Origin of the sequence: Aeromonas sp. RU39B (assembly GCF_900156095.1) — a bacterium.
Taxonomy (GTDB): Bacteria; Pseudomonadota; Gammaproteobacteria; order Enterobacterales; family Aeromonadaceae; genus Aeromonas.
The window spans coordinates 47,434-68,843 of the sequence record NZ_FTMJ01000008.1 but is presented as its reverse complement, the minus strand read 5'-3'; the positions used below and the strand labels follow the sequence as shown (position 1 = coordinate 68,843).

At 55.3% G+C, this 21,410-nt stretch carries 20 protein-coding genes and 1 tRNA gene; 14 read left to right on the top strand and 7 right to left on the bottom strand.

Annotated elements, in window-relative coordinates:
• Positions 1–45: 45 nt before the first annotated feature.
• Complete coding sequence (gene tadA / locus BW958_RS12160) at positions 46–603, bottom strand: tRNA adenosine(34) deaminase TadA (RefSeq protein WP_076576013.1); 558 nt, start codon at positions 601–603, stop codon at positions 46–48.
• Positions 604–797: 194 nt separating this feature from the next.
• Here tadA and BW958_RS12155 point away from each other — a divergent pair.
• A tRNA-Pro gene (locus tag BW958_RS12155) sits at positions 798–874 on the top strand.
• Between the two features lie 316 nt (positions 875–1,190).
• On the opposite strand, the gene BW958_RS12150 is transcribed toward BW958_RS12155, so the two are convergent.
• The 5 genes from BW958_RS12150 to BW958_RS12130 all read right to left on the bottom strand — a co-directional run bounded on the left by BW958_RS12150 (position 1,191) and on the right by BW958_RS12130 (position 6,936).
• On the bottom strand, positions 1,191–3,179 hold the full coding sequence (locus BW958_RS12150) for a putative bifunctional diguanylate cyclase/phosphodiesterase (protein ID WP_179078852.1): 1,989 nt from the start codon (positions 3,177–3,179) through the stop codon (positions 1,191–1,193).
• A gap of 178 nt (positions 3,180–3,357) precedes the next feature.
• Positions 3,358–4,638, bottom strand: coding sequence for an ATP-binding protein (locus tag BW958_RS12145; RefSeq protein ID WP_076576011.1), 1,281 nt, complete (start codon positions 4,636–4,638; stop codon positions 3,358–3,360).
• A 7-nt stretch (positions 4,639–4,645) separates the two neighbouring features.
• Positions 4,646–5,224: a chemotaxis protein CheC gene (locus BW958_RS12140; protein WP_076576010.1), complete on the bottom strand. Its 579-nt coding sequence runs from the start codon at positions 5,222–5,224 to the stop codon at positions 4,646–4,648.
• Entirely contained in the window at positions 5,221–5,583 is a 363-nt protein-coding gene (locus BW958_RS12135; RefSeq protein ID WP_076576009.1) for a response regulator, read from the bottom strand. The genes BW958_RS12140 and BW958_RS12135 overlap by 4 nt, the downstream gene beginning before the upstream one ends.
• A 36-nt stretch (positions 5,584–5,619) precedes the next feature.
• The gene (locus tag BW958_RS12130; protein ID WP_076576008.1) at positions 5,620–6,936 is read right to left on the bottom strand and encodes a response regulator c-di-GMP phosphodiesterase, NosR family; all 1,317 of its coding nucleotides are present in this window, start codon (positions 6,934–6,936) and stop codon (positions 5,620–5,622) included.
• Positions 6,937–7,082: 146 nt separating this feature from the next.
• On the opposite strand from BW958_RS12130, the gene BW958_RS12125 reads away from it, so the two are divergent.
• The 13 genes from BW958_RS12125 (at position 7,083) to BW958_RS12065 (ending at position 20,231) form a co-directional block, all read left to right on the top strand.
• Positions 7,083–8,219 carry an HDOD domain-containing protein gene (locus tag BW958_RS12125; protein ID WP_076576007.1) on the top strand — a complete coding sequence of 379 codons (1,137 nt, stop codon included), beginning with the start codon at positions 7,083–7,085 and terminating at the stop codon, positions 8,217–8,219.
• A gap of 161 nt (positions 8,220–8,380) precedes the next feature.
• Positions 8,381–10,129, top strand: coding sequence for a sensor histidine kinase (locus BW958_RS12120; protein ID WP_076576006.1), 1,749 nt, complete (start codon positions 8,381–8,383; stop codon positions 10,127–10,129).
• The gene (locus tag BW958_RS12115; protein WP_076576005.1) at positions 10,126–10,755 is read left to right on the top strand and encodes a response regulator; all 630 of its coding nucleotides are present in this window, start codon (positions 10,126–10,128) and stop codon (positions 10,753–10,755) included. The genes BW958_RS12120 and BW958_RS12115 overlap by 4 nt, the downstream gene beginning before the upstream one ends.
• A gap of 87 nt (positions 10,756–10,842) precedes the next feature.
• The gene (locus tag BW958_RS12110; RefSeq protein WP_218641766.1) at positions 10,843–12,099 is read left to right on the top strand and encodes a methyl-accepting chemotaxis protein; all 1,257 of its coding nucleotides are present in this window, start codon (positions 10,843–10,845) and stop codon (positions 12,097–12,099) included.
• 9 nt (positions 12,100–12,108) lie between these two features.
• A complete protein-coding gene (locus tag BW958_RS12105; protein WP_076576003.1) occupies positions 12,109–12,477 on the top strand; it encodes a response regulator in 369 nt (122 codons plus the stop codon).
• A 14-nt stretch (positions 12,478–12,491) separates the two neighbouring features.
• A complete protein-coding gene (locus BW958_RS12100; RefSeq protein ID WP_076576002.1) occupies positions 12,492–12,791 on the top strand; it encodes an STAS domain-containing protein in 300 nt (99 codons plus the stop codon).
• On the top strand, positions 12,791–15,013 hold the full coding sequence (locus BW958_RS12095; RefSeq protein ID WP_076576001.1) for a chemotaxis protein CheA: 2,223 nt from the start codon (positions 12,791–12,793) through the stop codon (positions 15,011–15,013). Before BW958_RS12100 ends, BW958_RS12095 begins: the two co-directional genes overlap by 1 nt.
• Positions 15,010–15,516, top strand: a complete 507-nt coding sequence (locus tag BW958_RS12090; RefSeq protein WP_076576000.1) for a chemotaxis protein CheW — start codon at positions 15,010–15,012, stop codon at positions 15,514–15,516. Before BW958_RS12095 ends, BW958_RS12090 begins: the two co-directional genes overlap by 4 nt.
• 51 nt (positions 15,517–15,567) lie before the next feature.
• Positions 15,568–17,199, top strand: coding sequence for a methyl-accepting chemotaxis protein (locus tag BW958_RS20790; protein ID WP_083687323.1), 1,632 nt, complete (start codon positions 15,568–15,570; stop codon positions 17,197–17,199).
• A gap of 78 nt (positions 17,200–17,277) precedes the next feature.
• Positions 17,278–17,796 carry a chemotaxis protein CheW gene (locus BW958_RS12080; RefSeq protein WP_256702003.1) on the top strand — a complete coding sequence of 173 codons (519 nt, stop codon included), beginning with the start codon at positions 17,278–17,280 and terminating at the stop codon, positions 17,794–17,796.
• A gap of 32 nt (positions 17,797–17,828) precedes the next feature.
• Entirely contained in the window at positions 17,829–18,656 is an 828-nt protein-coding gene (locus BW958_RS12075) for a CheR family methyltransferase (RefSeq protein ID WP_256702002.1), read from the top strand.
• Positions 18,649–19,167 carry a chemotaxis protein CheD gene (locus BW958_RS12070; protein ID WP_076575996.1) on the top strand — a complete coding sequence of 173 codons (519 nt, stop codon included), beginning with the start codon at positions 18,649–18,651 and terminating at the stop codon, positions 19,165–19,167. Before BW958_RS12075 ends, BW958_RS12070 begins: the two co-directional genes overlap by 8 nt.
• On the top strand, positions 19,164–20,231 hold the full coding sequence (locus BW958_RS12065; RefSeq protein WP_076575995.1) for a protein-glutamate methylesterase/protein-glutamine glutaminase: 1,068 nt from the start codon (positions 19,164–19,166) through the stop codon (positions 20,229–20,231). Before BW958_RS12070 ends, BW958_RS12065 begins: the two co-directional genes overlap by 4 nt.
• On the opposite strand, the gene BW958_RS12060 is transcribed toward BW958_RS12065, so the two are convergent.
• A complete protein-coding gene (locus tag BW958_RS12060; RefSeq protein ID WP_083687322.1) occupies positions 20,228–21,406 on the bottom strand; it encodes an amidohydrolase in 1,179 nt (392 codons plus the stop codon). The genes BW958_RS12065 and BW958_RS12060 overlap by 4 nt on opposite strands.
• Positions 21,407–21,410: the final 4 nt, after the last annotated feature.

Sequence of the window (21,410 nt, the reverse complement as noted above, 5' to 3'; positions counted from 1 at the left end):
CGGCGCGACTCGACCCTTGTTGTCATTTAAGAGAAAAAAACGGACTCACTCTTTCGCTGTGGAAGCGTCAGCCCCCTCGGCCGCCGATGCAACCAGGCAGGCACGCAGGGCTTTTTTCTCGGCGCGGCGACGTTGAAAAAAGCCTGATATCTGGGCAGCGCACACCGCCGCCAACACGCCGCCTTGCACCTCAACCTTGTGGTTATGCCGCCCGTCTTGCAACAGCGCAAAGACCGATGCATCGGCGCCGGTCTTGGCATCTGCCGCCCCATAGACAACGCGCGCAACTCGGCTGTGGATAATGGCGCCTGCGCACATGCAGCAGGGCTCGAGCGTCACATATAACGTGGCACCGATCAGACGATAGTTGCCGACCTTGGCGCCGGCGGCACGCAGCGCCATCACTTCGGCATGGGCACAGGCATCGTGCGATGAGATGGAAAGATTCCACCCTTCGCCAATGATCTCGTCACCGAGAACCACGACCGCCCCCACCGGCACCTCACCGCACGCCTCGGCGCGCGATGCTAATTGCATGGCATGGCGAATCCAGTGTTCATCCTTGTCGGTGTGATCAGGGGTTGCTGGCGTTATCTCATTCATCACAGTACCGGTCATAAAACAGTGCAGGCCAGATGGCCACCAAGGCTTGCGATTATGGCAAAGAAGCCCGCGTTTCCCCAGCCCTGCGGTGGCTGCGCAATAAAGAAGCAAACGGCATCATGCTGATAAAAAAGGACTTGCAGTGCCTGGCTGCCCTCATTAGACTGCCTCCCGTCAGCTCAGTCTGACGTTGTCGGCGTGTAGCGCAGCCAGGTAGCGCACTGTCATGGGGTGTCAGGGGTCGGAGGTTCAAATCCTCTCACGCCGACCATTATTCCCCGCTTAAAAGCCTTGTCTCACGACAAGGCTTTTTTGTTTGTGGTCAAACCAGTGTGTTTTTCATACAGTATCAGTTGACTCTTTAAGCTCCGTTCATTACCCTTCGCGCACTTTTTGCCGGAATGGGCCTCAGGATGGCCCGATGGAACATGGATTCTCCCACCGGCTTGCTCCGTTTCAGTAATGAGGCAAGCTCACATGCAACAGCAAATGACACCCGTAGCCGCTGATGACAACACCGCTGACCAAGACGAATCCTTGGCAGAAGTGCATCTGGATATCGTCGATCTCTCCGAGCCGCTCGACGATTAGCTGCGACTCGTGCCCTCCAGCTGCAGGGTCAACTCGTTATGGACCAGTTCCGGACGAGGGTAACCAAAGTAGTATCCCTGCAGCTCATCCACTCCTAATGTCGCCAACCGATCAGCTTGCTCCAGCTGCTCAATTCCTTCTGCAATAACCCGCAGCCCAAAACGGTGAGCAATCAGTAGTGCCCCTTCAATGACCGCCACCGAACGCTCATCGCGTGACCAGACAAAGTGTTTGTCTATCTTGATCGCATGCAGTGGAAAGTCGTGTAACCGAGCCAACGACGAATAACCGGTCCCAAAATCATCCAGATGGATTTCAATTCCGCGCTGACGCAGATAACGCAAGGTCTCCAGCGTTCTGGTCAGATTGTGCTCATCAAAAATACTCTCCGTCACTTCAATAACCAGACGGGAAGCAGGCAACTGGCTCTGGGCCAACAGATTATCCAGAAAGCGGCAGAAGCGATCTGTTTCCACCAATTGGCGTAGCGAGGTATTCACCGCCACCTTGGGTGGATGTGCACCGGGCCAACTGGCTGCCTGCATGCAGGCAGCCTGCAGTGCCCACTCGCCCAGTAATAGAATGTGGTCAGACTCTTCGGCCAGAGGGATAAACTCGGCAGGCGAGATGGGGCCAAGCCCGGGGCAGTTCCAGCGCAGCAACGCCTCATAGGACACCACCAGACGGGTTTTGGCATCCACCAGCGGCTGAAATAGCAGCTGTAAGCTGCCATCCTGATGGGCATGGGCCAGCTGTCCCAGCAGGTTGAGTTTGCGGCGCTGGCGCTGCAACAGGGTGTCGCTAAAGTGCACAATCCGACCACGCCCTTGCCGTTTGGCCTCCCCCGCCGCCATGTCTGCCCAGGCAATAGTCTGATTCAGAGGAAGCTGGCTGCCAAAAGGCGTCTGGGCGACGCCGATACAAGCACCGAGCGAGAGTATGCGGCCCTGTGCTTCATAAGGCTCGCAAAGACGCCTTTGCAACGACTCAATCCATTCGGCGCATACCGGCTGCTCATCAAACGGGCCGGTCAACACCAACAGAAATTCATCACCACCCCAGCGACCAATCCGGCAATGCACTGGCGCGCAGGTGAGTGCCAATTGGCTGACACACTCTTGCAGCCGCGACGCGACCGCTTGCAACGCTACATCACCCCAATCGTGGCCCAGTCCATCATTAATTTGCTTGAAGCGATCCAGATCGATAAAAAGCACCAGCAGGGAGTGCTCACCCGGCTGCGCTGACCGCTCCTCCTCTTGCAAGACGCCCCGACGGTTGAGCAGCCCGGTCAGCAGGTCATGATTGGCCGAATGGGCCAACGCCTTGGTGCGCTCTTCCACCCGCTCTTCAAGATTCACATTGGCTCTGGTCAGTTTGTCGGTCGAGCTGGAGAGCTCTTCAATCAGATCTTGTTTATCACGGGCCAGCGAGATGGTGCGGGCCAGCAGCTCATGGTTGCTGCGATGGGTACTGGCCATCACCCAAGCAAAAATGGCACCGAGGATAGCGAGGCTGAGATTGTCGGTGCCTCCGATAAATACCAGCTGCAGACAGGCCGGAATGATCATCAGCAAGGTATACAGCGTGCCGGTGAGCGCCAAGGGAGCCAAGGTTCCCGTAGCTCCGCCAGCCAGCGCGGAGAGAATCACCAGAATGGTAAACTGCTCATCCCCTTGGAAATAAGGGATCCCCCACCATGCCAGAGAAGCCCAGATAAATCCTGATGTCAGCACCCCGATTTCCATTAATGGCTGATGCCACCTGGTAACCGCATTACGGTTCAGTGCGCGCCAGAAAACCAGATAACCGGTAAAACGCAATACGGTCAGCGACAGAGAGACCAGCAGCCATGCCCACACCCAGCAAGTTGGTGCCTTGCTCAGTATTACCCCGACGCCCAGTGTCGCTCCGACATTAACCATCAATCCCTTGGGATGGTTACGTAATGCCTCTCGCCACAACTCGAGCTCGTTTGACGACATATGCTCTTCCCTTAGCCGATACACCAGACCTGTTTTCACAGCACGGGCCATCGGCTCAGGGCCATACAGAACCAGACCGAGTGACTGACTACTACTTAACGACCAAAGATATATAAACTTTAATATCAATAAGTTAGACCTATAGCTCGTCGATATTCAAACAGGCAACAGAGTCAGGTCAGGGTGCGGCTGGCGCTTCGACAGGCAACTCGATGGTAAAGGTGGTGCCCACACCCGGCTCGGAGGTCACCCGAATATCGCCGTGATGCTTTTTGATAATGCTGTAAGAGAGTGAAAGACCAAGTCCGGTACCCGTTCCGACCGGTTTAGTCGTGAAAAAGGGCTCAAAGATCCGGTTCAAGTTGTCGGAGTCAATGCCACAACCGGTATCGCGGACAGCGATACAGACATGCTGATCTTCTTGATAGATCCGGATGAAGATATCACCATAGCCTTCAATAGCCTGCACTGCGTTGATCAATACATTCAGAAACACCTGATTAATCTGCATCACCTGGCAGTACACTTCCGGAATGCCATCCTGATAATCACGGTGAATCTGGGCTTTGTTTTTAATCTGATTCATGGCAATCTTGATGGTATTTTCCATTCCATCGACAACGCTGTTGAATTTCCATTCACTGTTATCAACGTGAGAGAAGGCTTTTAAATTTGAGACAATCGCAGCAACTCGCTCAATACCTTCAATGGATTCAGAAAGAAGCTCCATAATGTCATTTTCAATGAAGTCGAATTGCATTTTTTTTCGCATATCGACTTCCAGCGCCTGATACTTCTCCTCACCCTTACTAACAACCTTGTGATAAAAAACCAGCAATTGCATGATCTTCTTAAGGTAATCATTTAAGGACTGCAGGTTCGAATTGACAAAGCCGATCGGATTGTTGATTTCATGCGCAACGCCAGCTGCCAACTGACCTATTGCTGCCATTTTTTCGTTCTGCAGCAACTGGTTCTGCGCATTTTCCAGTTTCTTGTTTAGCTCTTGCAACGCAGCATGTTCACGCTCCAGCCGCTCGGTCAATTCACTACGGTCGTTGTAAATACCGGCCAACTCGGTGACATCATGAACCAGAATACAGACCGCATTGACCTTGCTGGAATCAATCTTGAAAGGGCGAAATTCGATATTCTGAAAAAGCTGATGATCTCGTCCTGTAATAGGTCGACTGCTGGCGAAATCAAAAACGTGGGGATTATGCTCCCAATAGGAGAACGTCGAGTTGCCAAGAACCAGTACGCTGCGAATTTTCTTGCTGAGAATGGAGGCCGCCTCCGGAAACATCTCCTTGATATCGCGGTTAAGCACCTCTTCACTGCTCTTACCCAGATGACCTAGGAAAAACTTGTTCATGAACACCACACATGATGCCTCGTCCACTACGCACACACCTAGGGGAAGCTCATCCATAATCTGTTGTTGCAATACCGCATCCATGAGAGCACTACTCCAACAGATGATTGATTCTCTCAATCAGGGGCGCAATCGAGTTGGTATCGAGGCAAATCATGATCTTGGAGTCGAATTGTCTCAGTTCGACCTTGAAATCCACCTCCATCATCAAGGTGGTCGACCATTGATAGTTATCAATACAGAGATATTTATCAGCCTTGAACATGGTGGGCATGCTGAGATTGGTATCAATATCAAGCTGATCGGCAAATCCGCGCAGGCATGCCCCAGCCAGAATATTGGAGACTTCGAGTAACAACTCCTCCAACGTGACACTGTTTAATGGCACGCTATACCCCATTAATTCAGCAATATCTTCACAGCCAGTTCTAGATAATAAACTAATTACTTCACCAGTGATAACACCATTGAACGACTGTCGGGTTCGCCAGTTATGATCATCATGGATCATGGCAATGAAATCTTCCGGCGAGACCGATGAGATCCTCGGAATGGATAGTTTGATTTTGGCATCAATCAATCGTGCCAAGGCATCTGCCGCCTGCCCCATAGAGATATTAAGCAGCTCTTGCAGTGCGTCGCGCTGATATTCATTCACCAGAGAGTTCATATCAACCCCATGTCGAACAGTGTTTCACGCAGCACTTCGGCATTGGCTGGCTTTTGCAAAAAACGAAAAGCGCCGTACTGATCCACCAGCTTTCTGGCCTCGGGTTGAATATCGGCACTGACTACAATCACCACGGTCTTGGAGTGCACGTCGTGGAGAAACTTGAGCACTTCAAAGCCATCGAGCTCAGGCATAGTCAAATCAAGAAACAGCACTTCAGCGCGACCATCCTCAACGGCCGCCAACGCCTCCTTACCATTACAGGCTTCAGAGATATCGACTTCCCACTCGGGGGGCAATGCTTTCCTGAGTGCTTTCCTCGACAGCATCGAGTCGTCTGCAATCGTTATCCTGGTCATTGTGGCCTGCCTCCCTTGAGTGGCTTGGTACTGCGGTCAGTCTGTCTGCGGCTCGATATCCACCAAGATTGGCTCTATCTGACACCGCTGATAATGATTCAGTTTTTCGATGGTATGAGCAGTCAGCATGTGCCCTTTCGGTAACAGCAGCATCATCTTGCTACTATAGACGTTTCTCTTGAGCACCATTCCCGACTTCAACTGACCGATCGTAAACCCTTCCACAAATTGACGTTTTTTAGCTCCCCGCTGCTCAACGAGCAGTTCGATAAACACCGCCAGGATGTCGGGATGATATTTGGTACCGGTATATTTTCTCAGCTCGCCGACGACACTATTTTGGTCGGTGGCAATATCCGTCTTATCACCATGAGTCAACATCCAGTAGTCACGACAGACGGAGAGGATCTGGGCGCCAGTTTGAATATAGTGCTCATCATCCAAGGGGAACGGATCACTACTGTAACGGGTATATTGCTGGGCAATCATTTTCCCCATATCATGAAGATGAATAGCAGGTGACAATATATCCTCAGCAAACTGGGCATGCTGATAGTAGTGCGCGCGTTCATTATTATTAAGCTTTTCAAAAGACCTTGTTAATTCGCCACTGGTCAAACATACCTTACCAATTTCAGAAAACTGCCCAGCTTTTCCAATCATGGCCGCAATATGGGGTGGTAAATTGAGCTTGATAGCCAAATCGTAACACGACTCACCCACTTTGATAGCGAAATCTCCGCTCAGATAAGGGTGACTGTTAATAATGTTATACAATACCTCCAGCGTAGCTCGCTGCTCTTCTTCACGCTTGCGCAGCATGCCATTTAGACCTTGCATGGCTTTTTGCAAGGCGGCAGTTCGCTGTTGCACAATTTTCTCAAGGTTACCATTCAACTCTTTCAATTGTTTATTTTGAACATTCAACTTCTTAGTGAGGAGTTTATTAGCCCTAGTTAGCCGATATAAGGAAAGCCCCTCTTCTACATACTCGACTAACAATTGATTATCCCAAGGCTTTTGAATATAACGGTGTATTTTACCATTATTAATAGCAGAAATGGTTGAGGTAAGATCGGCATAACCCGTCATCAAAATACGATACGCATCCGGTTGCTTTTGCGCAGCAAATCCAAGAAATTCAGCACCGGTCATCTGTGGCATCCGCATGTCAGACACGATCAGATTCACAGTCTGCTGCTCCATGATATCAAGAGCTATGGCCCCCGACTCAGCACTAATAACGTGATACTCTTTGCTTGCAAATAATCTTGTCAGTGATTTGAGGATACTTTGCTCGTCATCCACACACAGGATTACGGGGTGTTCATCTAGTGATTCATTGCTAGTCATTGCTCACCCAAACCATTATATCCGACAAACCTTAATTAAAAGTAATTCATAACCCCTATTTGCGCAAGTTGGCCGTTTGACAGAGAGAGTAAAGCGAGTAGTATTTATTTTATAGTCAGTGTTGTGTTTTCTTGGGCGGTTCCATAATGAGTGTCCAGCAACAAACCGTTCTGTTTGTGGATGACGAGGCCAGCATGCTCAAAGCGCTGGTGCGAGCTTCGCGTCGTCTGCGTCCAGACTGGCACTACTACCACACGGACAGCCCAATGGCCTGGTCCGAACCGCTGGATAACGGACCACAACCTGACATCATCATCTCCGATTACCTGATGCCCTTCATGAATGGCGATCAGGTTCTTGAGCAGGCAATGGTCGTCTATCCACGTGCCATTAGAGTGTTACTGACCGGGCAAACCAGCAGCGACGTGTTCGTTAAGCAGAGCCGGCTTGCTCATTACATTCTCAGCAAACCATTCTCTGACCTAGAGCTCGAGGATATCTTTAAACGTTCAGAATATTTAGCTTCGATCCCACTCCATGAACGGATTAAATATTTTTTGGGATATATCAATTATCTCATTCCGCTTCCTGAAATTGTCGAAAAGATAAATCGCCTGCTTAGTTCTGAAGATTATCAAATTGAACAATTAGCAGACCTGATTGCAGAAGACCCCGCCACCGCCAGCCGAATAGTCACATTAGCCAACTCATCATTTCTTGGATACCACAATCAAGTGGTATCACTGACTGATGCGATAAAACGAGTAGGGGTCAAATTAACACATGCGATTGTGTTAGCCAGCACGGCAGAAAATGCCTATGCCAAGCGTATCAGTATTAATGAGCAGCAAACCATCAATCACCGCGCTTTCGACTTTGCCATGCACTGCCAGTCAGTTGCACAAGAGTTGGGATTGAGCAAGACAACCATCGAATCACTCTTTCTTGCCGCGTTATTTACCGGTATAGGAAAATATATTAAAGCCATCGATAGCAAAGATTTAGTCGCCAACGAAGAGTTTGTTACGCTGCTCAAAGCCCAAGATGAGTGGCAATTATGCGCCTATGTCATGACGTTGTGGGGACTGCCCCATGACATATGTCATCTGATCTCTATGATGACTCACCCCAGCGATCTGCTAGAACACCATCTACAGTCGCAATCCGCCATCATCCTGTTCGGGCTCTACTGCAAATCAAAAGGTGAGCCCCTCCCTCCCGAGTGGCAGAACCATCTACCCGGTACCAGTACGCCCATCATCGACAAGATCGCGGCACTCTAGTGTCACCCCGAGCGAACCTGTTGCACTCTCCCATTCCCCTTGAGCAAGCGATGTGACCTTCGCCAGCTATTTTCATTTGGATACGTATCCCTTTCTGCGGGAGATCTACACTAGTTACCAGATGTTGCTATCTTCTGATTCGTGAACAAGGAAGTTCTTGAATGCCATATCAGGACCACAACGTACTGCAGCAATGGTTGTCCCTCACCGCGGATGAATTGCTGATAACCGACTGTGACGGTGCAATCCTGATGGCCAGCCACGCAATGCAGCAACGCTTGCCACTTTCTAAGCACCACGACTCGCTGCATCTGTCCTCTCTTGTTATCAATAGCGAGCGACATCTGCTGGCACAGCTCATCACGGCATTACGGCGGCCCCCCGATTGTGCCATCCAAACGTCACTCACACTGTCCCTTAACAAGGGTCAGCTGCGACCCTGTAACGTAACGGTACAACATCTCGCTAATAACGCCTCTGGCAACGAAGAGCTACTCTGGATGTTCAAGCCGATTAGCTGGGCGAGGTTAGGGCCAGAGATGATAGCTGCCCTGGTGGATGAGTGTCAGAGCCCTCTATTTCTCATTGATCGGCAGGAACAGATCACAGCGCTCAACCGCGAAGCAGAGCGGCTGCTTGGCCTCCCCCCCCAAGCGTTGCTAGGCAGCCCCCTTGCAGATGCGCTTGCCCGGGCCGGATGGTTGGGATGTCACTCTTTTTCAGATGATGTATCTGGCGTGCTGATACGCGATGCTGACGCGCAGCAAACCCTCTCATGGCGCTGCCTGTGCAACCCTGGCGATGACCCATTACTGTTATGTTTTGGCCAGCTGCCATCGGGCGCACCAGCTCGGCATGAGGAACAATTTCGCGCGCTTATTGAAAATATCCCTGATGCAATTGGCCGCCTGACGCCTGATTTCAGGCTGATCTATGCCAATCCGGCCCTGCAGGCACTTTGTCGGCTCCCCTTGGTTGAAGCGCGTGGCCGCCCGGCCCGCGAGGCGTTTGGTGACAATGCCCAGATTGATATTCTGGCAGACTTGGTCCACGAAGTAGCCCGCTCCGGTGAGCCGATGGAAGAGGAGCTGATCCATGGCATCGATAGCCCTGCTAAGGAGCAACGCCACTTCCTGATCCAGCTGGTTCCAGAGCGGGATCACGCAGGGAGAGTCATCAGCGTCATCTCAATGGGGCGTGATATCACCGAAATCCGCAAAGCCGAACGGCGGCTCGCCAACAGTAACCGCCAACTGCGAGCCTTGACCAATCGGCGTGAGAGCGTGCGTGAACAAGAGCGCAAGTTGATGGCCTGCGAGATCCACGATGAACTGGGTCAGCATTTGACCGCACTACGCATGGGGGTCTCTCTGGTTCGCCTGCAATTTGGTGAACACAATCCAGGTTTGGCAGAGCAAGTTGAGCGGTTGATGGGGCTGTGCGATCGCACCATTCAAGTCGTTCGCTCCATTGCAACCAGCCTGCGACCCGCCGCGCTCAATATGGGGCTCTATCCTGCGCTGGAGTGGCTCATCAACCAGTTTTGTACTGATCACCCCCAGATCGCCTGCGAATTTGTGGCCCATAGCGGTGAGCCAAAACTCAGTGACGCACAAGCGTCCACTGCATTTCGTATCGTGCAGGAAGCCTTGACCAATATCGCTCGCCACTCCGGAGCCACTCGCGCCGTGGTGAGCCTAGAACAACTCGACGAGAACTATATTTTGGATATCACCGACAACGGCCGTGGATTTATTCCCGACGATGTCGGCAAGCATTCGCTGGGACTGACCGGGATGCGTGAGCGTGGCATTTGCCTAGGCGGGGAGCTGGTCATTTTCAGCCACCCGGGCCAAGGCACCACGGTACAAGTGACGTTCCCCGCTAACGAAAGTCAGGAGTCTTCATGATTCGCATTCTGATCGCAGACGACCATGCCATTGTTCGCAGTGGCCTTAAGCAACTGATTGAATTTGATAAACAGCTAAAAGTGATCGCCGAAGCCGAACATGGTGCTCAAGTGCTGGATTTGCTACGCGCCGGTCAGTTCGATTTACTGCTGCTCGACATGCGCATGCCCGGCATTTGTGGTGAAGACTTGATCACTCGGATACGCAGTCGTTACCCGTCACTGCCAATTCTCATCTTGAGCATGCACAACGAGCCTCAAATCGCCCAACGCGCCTTGCGCGCCGGCGCTAATGGCTATCTGACCAAGGACCACAACCCCGAAACATTACTCTCAGCTATCGCTAAGGTTGCATCAGGCGGGCGTTACCTCGACCCGCGCATGGCCGAATTGCTGGCCTTTGCCAGCGCCGAGCCAGATAGCAGCGAACTGGATCAACTCACCGACCGGGAATTTCAGGTTATGCGCATGCTTGCGCAGGGCTTGAGTGTTAATCAGGTGGCAGAGCAACTGGTTATCAGTAACAAAACCGTCAGCACCCACAAGACCCGACTGATGGAGAAGATGGGGTTTAGCTCCACTGCCGATCTGGTCAAATTCGCGATAACGCACGATCTGGCGGAATAATCTGATTGGTCACGCCCCACCGAGCAAGCAGATCCAATTAAGTCAGTAAGAATAATCCTACCCCTGAGAGCGTAAATTCTGACAGCAATGTCAGAATCCTACGATGGGCCCATTCTGGGTTACTCGACCATGCTCATTCCATCTGTGGCTACGTTTTCTGTGAAGACGCACCGGTGGAGTAACACTGTGACCCGAACAACTTCAACTGTTTGCCCCGTCTGGCTTCCCGCCCTGCTCCTGACGCTGTCAATGCTGGCCATTATCTGGTGTGTCATCGCGTCCCCGTCTCTCTATTGGCTGAGTGCGGCCTTGGTCCCGGGCGTTGTCGCCGGCATCTGGTTACAACACCAAGGCGCTCGGCAGCAACAGGCGCTCAAAGAGGCCTTCGCGCAAGGTGAAGCAAAAGGGCAAGCGGACAACGATATTTCCCACCTCAAAGGGCTGCCAGAGCTGTGCCAAGCCATCACGCCCATCTGGGCCCAACACATTGATAACGTGCGTCAGCAAACTCAGGGTGCCATCGAATCACTGAGCAGCCGCTTCCAACTGCTGGCCGAGCGGCTTCAATCCGCCGTTGCAAACGGTATGCAGGGAGACAGCGACGATCTGGTCGCGCTGCTCTCTCGCAGTGAACAGGATCTGCAAGAAATCGTCGGCCAACTGCGCGAAGCACTGACCAGCAAAGAGAGCCTGCTGGCTGAAGTTGAAAAGCTCAATGCTCATACCACCCAGCTGCGCACCATGGCCAAAGAGGTCGGCGATGTAGCCAAGCAAACTAACCTGCTGGCACTCAACGCCGCCATCGAAGCCGCCCGAGCCGGGGAAGCCGGCCGCGGCTTTGCAGTGGTGGCCGACGAGGTACGTAAACTCTCGACCCTCTCCGAGCAGACCGGCCGTCGCATCGGCGAGACCATCGAAACCGTCAGCAGTGCCATCGAACACACCTTGGCGCTTTCCAATGACCACGCCAAGCGCGATGCCGGCACCTTGGAAAACGCCAGCCAGGTGATTCATGACGTGGTGGCTGGATTTCGCAGTGGTGCCACCCGACTGGTCGAGCGCAGCCAAGGAATGCAGAACGAGAACATGGCGCTGGGTTACGAGATTGCCGAGGTTCTGGTGGCCCTGCAGTTTCAGGACCGGGTTGGCCAGATGCTGGGCCATGTAAGCAGCGATATCAACAAACTGGGGCAGCATCTGGAGCAGCCCAGAAGCAGCGGATTAGATGCCCGCAGCTGGCTGGACGAGCTGTCGCAAACCTACACCACCCCCGAGCAACACAATATCCATCACGGCCGCGCCAATGACAGCAGCGGCGCTGATTCCGACATCACCTTCTTCTGAGGAGCGAACATGGCCAAGACCATACTCATTGTCGATGACTCCACTTCCATTCGTCAGGTCGTGGGCATGACCTTGAAAAACGCCGGTTACGAGGTGATCGAAGGCGTTGACGGCGTCGATGCCCTGACCAAGCTCGATGGGCGCAAGATCCACCTCATCATCAGCGACGTCAACATGCCCAACATGGACGGGTTGACCTTCCTCAAACAGGTCAAGCAGATGCCAGCCTACAAGTTCACCCCGGTGATCATGTTGACGACCGAAGCCGGCGACAACAAGAAATCCGAAGGGCAGTCTGCCGGCGCCAAGGCCTGGGTGGTCAAACCCTTCCAGCCGGCCCAGATGCTTAATGCCGTTTCCAAATTGATTCTGCCCTGAACGCGGGAGGCGCTATGACTGATTCACCGGATCAGAGCCGGCAACTGATGCTCGACAGCGCACTGACCATCTACACCGCCGCCGACACCCGCTTGCAGTTACTGGCTGCGTTGCACGGTGCGCTGGAAGTGCACCTGGATTTAAGCGCCGTGGAAGAGATCGATTGCGCTGGACTGCAGCTCCTGCTGGCCACCAGCATCGAGGCTCGCCGTCACCAGATAGCCCTGCATCTTGAAGGCGTCACCCCACCGGTATCGGCCCTGCTGCAGCAACTGGGAATCAGTGTGCTGTTGCCTCTGGAAGGAGCTCACTGATGAACCTCGACAGCGTGATCGAGACATTCCTGGCCGAGAGTCGGGAACTCCTGCAACAGATGGAAGATGCGCTGCTGCAAATTGAGCAGTCACCTGAAGATCCGGAGCTCATCAACGCCATCTTCCGGGCAGCGCATACCATCAAGGGCTCCTCCGGATTGTTCGGTTTTGACTCCATTGTCGCCTTTACCCATGTGGCCGAAAGCGTACTTGATCGGGTTCGTGCCGGTGAAGTGGCATTTAATAACGATCTGATCGCACTGATGCTACGGGTGGGCGACCATCTGGCCACGATGATCAACCATCTGTCGGCGGGCCAGGATCTGGCGAGTTTGCCTGACAGCAGCCGCGCGACTGAAGCAGAGCTTATTCGCCTGCTTGGCCACTATCTCAATGCATCGGCTGAAAAGGCCGAGCAGAACGATGCCGAGGTTGCCCCGCCCGCAGCCGTTATCAATAGCGCCAGCGCAAGCTGCGCCCATTGGCATCTCTCCCTGCGCTTTGGGATTGATACGCTTCGAAGCGGCATGGATCCACTCTCATTTTTACGCTACCTCGCCACTTTCGGCGAACTGTGCCACATCGAGCCAGTGCTGGAGACGCTACCAACGCTGGAAGAGATGGATCCGGAGAGTTGCTACCTCGGACTGGAAGTGGCGTTTGTCAGTGACGTTGAACTTGCCGCCATCGAAGGGGCATTTGAGTTTGTCCGTGATGACAGCAGCATCGAGATCATTGCCCCGAGCGCACCGTTGACCCGCTATGGCGAACTGCTGGGCCTGCGCGCAGCAGAAGGCAGTGCCCAGGAGTCCCGCCTGCTGCGCTGCCAGAGCCTGACCGAGAGTGAGCTGGACGCACTGAAAAACCCGCCCACTAACAGTGACGCTGACAGCGAAGAGCCGGCGACGGCAGCGCAAGCCGAGGCCATGCCGGGTGAACCAGCTGCAGGCTCTACCAGCAGCAGTGCCGCTAAGAGCAGCAAAGATGGGCAACGTGGTAATAACGATGCCAACTTGATCCGGGTCGATGCCACCAAGCTCGATCAACTGATCAATTTGGTCGGTGAGCTCATCATCGCCGGCGCCAATACCCGCATGCTGGCCCAGCGCAGTGGTCTGGTGGACATGAGCGAGTCAGCAGAAACCCTGTCACGGCTGGTCGAAGAGGTACGTGACTCGGCACTGACCCTGCGCATGGTGCAAATCGGCGCCACCTTCAACCGCTTCCAGCGCGTGGTGCGTGATGTGTCACGCGAGCTGGGTAAGGACATCGTGCTACAGATAAGTGGCGGCGACACAGAGCTCGACAAGACTGTCATCGAAAAAATCGGCGATCCCCTGACCCATCTGGTGCGCAACGCCATGGACCACGGTATTGAGTCGGCTGAACTGCGTCAGACGAACGGCAAGCCGGTGCAAGGGGTGGTACGCCTGAACGCCTACCACGAAGCCGGCGGTATCGTCATTGAGGTCATTGATGATGGCGGTGGGCTCAACCCGCAGAAAATTCTCGCTAAGGCGCAGCAACGAGGTTTGGTGGCTGAAGGCCAGCCACTGACCGAAAAAGAGATCTTCAACCTCATCTTCGAGCCCGGTTTCTCAACAGCCGATCAGATCAGCAACCTGTCTGGTCGCGGTGTCGGCATGGACGTGGTTAAGCGCAATATTACGGCTCTGCGTGGCACGGTCGATCTCGACAGCGTGCTCGGCCAAGGCACCTGCGTGCGGATTCGGCTGCCGCTGACCTTGGCCATCATCGACGGCTTTCTTATCAGCATCGGTCACGCCAGCTATGTCATCCCACTCGATATGGTCGAAGAGTGTATCGAGCTGCCCACTCGCGAGCTTGATGGGCGCGAGCATCTGGACCTGCGCGGTGACGTGCTGCCCTTCATCCGCTTGCGTCAACTCTTTGAAGAGCACAGCCAGCCGCCGCGCCGTGAAAACGTGGTGGTCGTCAACTACGCCGGCACCCGCGCCGGACTGGTGGTCGATCAGCTGCTCGGTGAGTTCCAGACCGTCATCAAGCCGCTTGGCAAGGTGTTCTGCCAGGTGCCGGGCCTGAGCGGATTTACCATTCTGGGCAGCGGCGCCGTGGCCCTGATCCTGGATATCCCCGGGCTGCTCGCCCAGGTGATTCAGAACAGTTATCGCGGGCAAGCCGGCACCACTGCAGCCAACCAGCCGGTCAGCATCAGCAACGCAAGGAGCAGCCTGCAATGAACAATGAAACGCTGAAACAGGCGCTGGAAAGCAAGAGCGATGACGGCGAACTGCAGCAATATCTGACTTTCCGGGTTGGCAACGACATGTATGCCGTGGCCACCCGCTATGTGCGCGAGATTCTTGAATACGATGAGGTTACCCATGTGCCCATGATGCCGGCACTGGTGCGCGGGGTCATCAACCTGCGCGGAGCCGTGGTGCCCATCATCGATTTGGCAGAACGTTTTGGTGAAGGGCGCAGTGCACTCAGCGCCCGGACCTGCATCGTCATCGTCGAGATACAGGATGAGGAGGAAACCTATCTGATGGGCGCATTGGTCGATGCCGTCAGCGCCGTTGCCGAGATCGAACCCGCTGCCTTACGTCAGGCGCCGGCCTTCGGCAGTCGTATCCGTAGCGAATATATCGAAGACCTGGCACGTGTGGACGAACAGTTTCTCACTCTGCTTCGCATGGAGCAGGTGTTGAACGTCGACCAAATCGCGTCGCTCGCTGGTTAATCCCCGACCGTACCTAATTTGATTGCGCATATGCGTACAGGAGTCCTGAAAATGACCATCAGCAAAAAAATGATCCTCCTGGTGATGTCGGCCCTGCTCGGCATCCTCCTGCTCTCGGGGGTGTCGTATTATCAGATGAACCAGGTCTATAACGCCGCCAACTACGCCAACGTCAACTCGGTGCCCAGCATCGTAGCTATCAACAAGCTGCGTAATGCTCTCAATACCCAGATCCAGCTGATTTACAGCCATGTACTGAGTACCGATGCCCAAACCATGGCCAACATTGATGCAGCCATCGTCACCAACCGCGGTGACATTCAGATGGCCCTTGATGAATATGCCAAGCTGGTCTCCGACGAGCAGGACCGCCAACTACTCGATGCCGATCGCAAAGACATTAATGACTACCAGCAAGGCGCTGAAGCGGTCCTGGCCCTCTCACGGAACAACCAGAACGAACAGGCTCGTGACGCCATGATCGTGCTACAAAGCCGAGCCATTGCGCAGCTCAACGCATCGCTGAGCAAGCACCGTGACTACAACATCAAGATGGCCACTGATGGCGGCGTTCTGGCTGAAGCCACCCGCCAGCAGGCAACCCTGATCTCGTTCGTTGTCTCCTTTTTCACCCTGCTTGTCATTGGTCTGTTTGGTGGTTTGATAACGCGCAGCCTGCTGCGTCAACTGGGTGGTGAGCCGAGCTATGCGGCCGATGTGGTCAGTCGTATTGCTGAAGGGGATCTCACCCTTCGCGTTGAGACCAAGCCAGGTGATAACAGCAGTATGCTGGCCGCCATCAAGCTGATGGTGGAGAAGCTCTCGCAGATCATTGCCGAAGTACGCACTAATGCTGACTCGCTCACTAGCGCCTCCGAGCAGATCTCCTCGACGGCCCAGAGCATGAGCCAGGGTGCCTCTGAGCAAGCCGCCTCGGTGGAAGAGACCAGCGCCTCCATGGAGCAGATGTCCGCCTCGATTGCCCAGAACACGGAAAACGCCAAGGTGACTGACGGCATGGCCAGCAAAGCGGCCCGTGAAGCCGATGAAGGTGGCCAGGCAGTGAAAGACACGGTCGCTGCGATGAAGACCATCGCCGAGAAGATCAGCATTGTCGATGACATCGCCTACCAGACCAACCTGCTGGCACTCAACGCCGCCATCGAAGCCGCCCGCGCCGGGGAACATGGCAAAGGGTTTGCCGTGGTCGCAGCCGAAGTGCGCAAGCTGGCTGAGCGCAGCCAGGTGGCAGCGCAAGAGATCAGCGAAGTGGCCAAGAGCAGCGTCTCACTGGCCGAGCGTGCAGGCACCTTGCTCGATCAGATGGTGCCCTCCATCGCCAAGACCTCTGATTTGGTACAAGAGATTGCCGCTGCGTCCGAAGAGCAAACCACCGGTGTCAGCCAAATTAACACCGCCATGACCCAGCTGAGCGACATTACCCAGCAGTCGGCCTCGGCGGCAGAAGAGTTGGCAGCCACGGCTGAAGAGATGAGCGGTCAGGCCGAGCAACTGCAAAACCTGATGGATTTCTTCAAGGTCTCCGGTGGCAGCAAATCAATTCATAGTGCCAGTCAACGCAGCCCGCTCGCGCCTTCCCGTAAGGCCCCACGCCGTCAGGAGGTGCTGCCGGAAGAGGGTGATGAGAGTGTACCCAGTGGATTTGTCCGCTTCGAACACTGACAGACAGAATCACCACGGGTCATTAGCTAAACGGGCGCCGCCAGGCGCCCGAGGGAGCGAACCAGCATGTCCACTCTCATGAACAGATTCACTGACAGCAACCAGGCCAGCACCGAGCAGTATCTGACCTTCTCGCTGGGCAGCGAAACCTTCGCTGTGGGCACCAGTAACGTGCGGGAGATCATCGAGTATGGCCGCTTGACACCCATCCCCATGATGCCACCGAGCGTGCTGGGAGTGATCAATCTGCGTGGCGGAGTCGTCCCAATCATGGATCTCTGCCAACGCTTTGGGGGCGGACAAACCCAGATTGGTCGGCGCAGCTGCATCGTCATCTTGGAGGTCGAGCGCGGCCAGCAGCGCCAAACGATGGGGATCGTGGTCGAGGCAGTCAATGCAGTGCGGGAGATCCCGCCGCACGATGTCGAGCCAGCCCCCGATTTTGGCTCCCATATCCGCACTGATTTTATTCGCGGCATGGGCAAGATTGATGGGGAGTTGGTGGTCCTGCTCGATATCGGCCGGGTGCTGTCACTCGAAGAGATGCGGTGGCTGGCCGAGAACAGTCACAACCCGGAGCTCGGCTTAGCCAGCTGATGGATTAGGTCGCGGGACAGGGATTGAGCCCCATGAAGAAGGACTCGGGTATGAACGCCGTTGCGCTAACGAATCGGGAATTTCAGCAATTTCGGGACCTGATCTACCGGATTGCCGGTATCGCCATGTCCGATGCCAAGCGCCAGCTGATCGCCGGTCGGCTAAGCAAACGGCTGCGCCATTATGGACTAGGCAACTACGGCGACTATTTTCAGCTGCTGATGAAAGATCGCGGCGAGCTGCAAACCGCCGTGGATCTGCTGACCACCAACGAGACCTACTTCTTTCGCGAACCCAAGCACTTCGATTTTTTGCGTGAAAAACTGCAAGGGGATCTGCGCTCCGGTAGCTCAGCCCTACGCATCTGGAGCGCGGCCTGCTCCAGTGGCGAAGAGCCCTACACCTTGGCCCTGCTGCTGGCTGACGCCTTGCAGGCACGGCCATGGGAGATCCTCGCCTCCGACATCAGCACCCGTATTCTCGATAAAGCCCGCGAGGGCTGCTACCCGCTGGATGATGCCGAAGGCATTCCACGCACCATTTTGCACAAGCACTGCCTCAAGGGTACCGGACAACACGACGGGCAGTTTACCCTGGCGCCGTCTCTCAAGCGGCGGGTGCAATTTCGTCAGATCAACCTCAACCAACCACTGCCGGAAGTGGGGATATTCGACGTGATTTTTCTGCGCAACGTCATGATCTATTTTGACAATGACACCAAGCGCCAGGTGGTGCAGAGATTGTGCGCCCACCTCAAACCGGGCGGCTACTTCTTTGTCAGTCATTCCGAGAGCCTCAACGGGGTCAGCGAAGAGTTACAGGCTGTGCGCCCCTCGATATACCGGAAGCCCCATGCGTAAACCCGAGCACATCATCGAGATATTCCTGCAGCCGGGCGAGCTCTACTTCGGCGACCGCTACACGCGGATCCGTACCCTGCTCGGTTCCTGTGTCTCGATTGTGATGTGGCATCGCGAAGCGTTGATTGGCGGCATGTGTCACTACATGCTGCCCACTCGAAAGCAGCATGACGGCTCCCCCCATCAGCCGGATGGTCGTTACGCTGATGAGGCGCTCTATATGCTGCTCAATGAGATCAAAGAATCCGGCACCAAAGCCCGTGAATACCGTATCAGCCTGTTTGGCGGGGGCAATATGTTTGGTCGGCCGGTACGTTATGAAATTGGCCAGCAGAATATCGAAGCCGGGCTGGCATTACTGACCGCCCATCGCCTTCCTTGCCACGCAACCCATGTGGGCGGCGAAGGCCACCGTAATCTGATCTTCGACATCTGGAGTGGGCACATTGCGCTCCGACATGTTAATCCCGTGCAGACCCCTGGTCGACGTAACGAGGCTTCCCTGTCATGAAAAACATCAAGGTGATGATCGTTGATGACTCCGCCGTTGTGCGCCAAGTTCTCACTGGCAGCCTCTCTGGCCACGCGGGCATTGAAGTGATTGGCTCTGCCGCCGATCCACTGTTTGCCATGGATAAAATGAACCGCGAATGGCCGGATGTGATCGTGCTGGATGTCGAGATGCCGCGTATGGATGGCATCTCATTTCTGAAAAAACTGATGGCCGAGCGCCCGACGCCGGTGGTGATCTGCTCTACCCTGACCGAAAAGGGTGCTGCCACCACCATGGAAGCCATGGCTGCTGGCGCCGTTGCCATCATCACCAAGCCGCAAGGTAATCTGCGTCAGTTTTTAGTCGATGCCACTGAGGAGTTGGTGAACGCCATCAAGGCCGCCGCCCAAGCCAAGATCCGCAAACTGGCCGCGCCGCCGCCCGCAGCCCCCCCCAAGCTCAGTGCCGATGCCATTTTACCGGCAGCCAGCAGCAGCTCGGCCATGACCCGCACCACCGAGCGTGTGGTGGCGCTTGGCACCTCCACGGGAGGAACCCAAGCGCTAGAGTATGTGCTCACCGCCCTGCCCCGCGTCTGTCCGGGCATTGTGATCGTGCAACATATGCCCGAGCGCTTTACCGCCGCCTTCGCCGAGCGATTGAACAATCTGTGCCAGATAGAAGTGCGCGAAGCACGCCACGGCGATCGGGTCATACCCGGGCGCGCCCTGATTGCGCCGGGTGGCCGCCATATGCTGCTTAAACGCAGCGGCGCCCAATATATGGTGGATGTGGTGGATGGCCCGCCGGTCAGCCGTCACAAGCCCTCGGTGGATGTGCTGTTTCGCTCTACCGCCCGCGCAGCAGGTGCCAATGCCACCGGCATCATCATGACCGGGATGGGCGATGACGGGGCGCGGGGTCTGCGGGAAATGTATGAAGCGGGCGCCCTGACGCTCGGGCAAGATGAAGCCAGCTGCGTGGTCTATGGCATGCCCAAAGAGGCCAGGAAGCTCGATGCGGTGTCGCGCGAAATATCACTCGAGCAGATCCCGGCCTATATATTGCGAGGCGATCGCTAATCCATGTTCGGGTTTGGCGTATCGGTCACCGAGCGCGCCAGACGATAGAGCAGCCGCGCCGCCGGCAGCAAGATGGCGTCGGGAAAGTCGTAGTCGCTGTTGTGCAGCGCTGGCTGGGTTTCACCTGCGCCGATGCCAAACAGCGCACCGGGAAAACGCTGGGTGAACAGGCCAAAATCCTCGCCCCATTTAAAAGGCATGGGCCGCGTCACGCAACTCATCCCCTCCTCGGCGGCCGCCTTGCTGATAAGGGCCACCGCATCGGCTTGGTTGTCACAGGCAGCAAACGCCTCAATCCAGCGATGACGAGCCTTTAAACCGTCACGCTCACATATGGCTGCCAGTTGCGACAACAAGCGCGATTCCAGCTCGCTCATCGTCTGCTGGGTCCAGCTGCGCAAGGTAAAGTGTACCTCCCCCTCTCCTGCGGCTGTGCCATACGCACGCTCGCCAAGGTGAGCGTAAACCGGCGTGACCAGTGCAAAATCGGGACGTTCGGGATGATTGCAAGAGAGCGCCTGCGCCAGTTGCAGTAACTCGGCTATCGCCTGCGCCGGATTGCGGCCATGCTCGGGCTCGGCGGCGTGGGTCGGGCAGCCTTCGAGCTCGATAATCAGGCTCTGCACGGCAGCGGTGAACGAGCCCGCGCGCACTACCACCTGACCGAGGGGATAGCCTGGCAGGTTGTGAAAAGCAAACACCCGATCCGGCCTGATGGCGGCAAATGCAGGGTCATCCAACACAGCGCGGGCGCCGCTGCCGGTCTCTTCCGCCGGCTGGAACAACAGCGCCACCTGCCCGCTGGCTGTTCGCGCGGCAGATAGCAGCTTGGCCACTCCCATCAGGGCTGCGCTATGGCCATCATGGCCGCACAGATGGGCAACGCCAGGATGACGTGAACAGTGAGCCTGGCTCCCGCTTTCGCTAATGGGCAGCGCATCCATGTCAGCACGCAGCAGCACGGTTGGGCCAGGGCGGCCGCTATCAAACAGGGCAATCAAGCCATGCCCGCCAACACCGGTGAACAATCTATCGGGTGAGCAGGCTTGCAGCTCGGCCAGCAAGGTCGCGGCAGTGTGCTGCTCGCAGCCCGAGAGTTCGGGCGCGGCATGCAGCTGGCGGCGCAGCAGGGTCAGTGATTGCTGTAAATCAGAAGACAGGCTCTCGGCAGACACGACA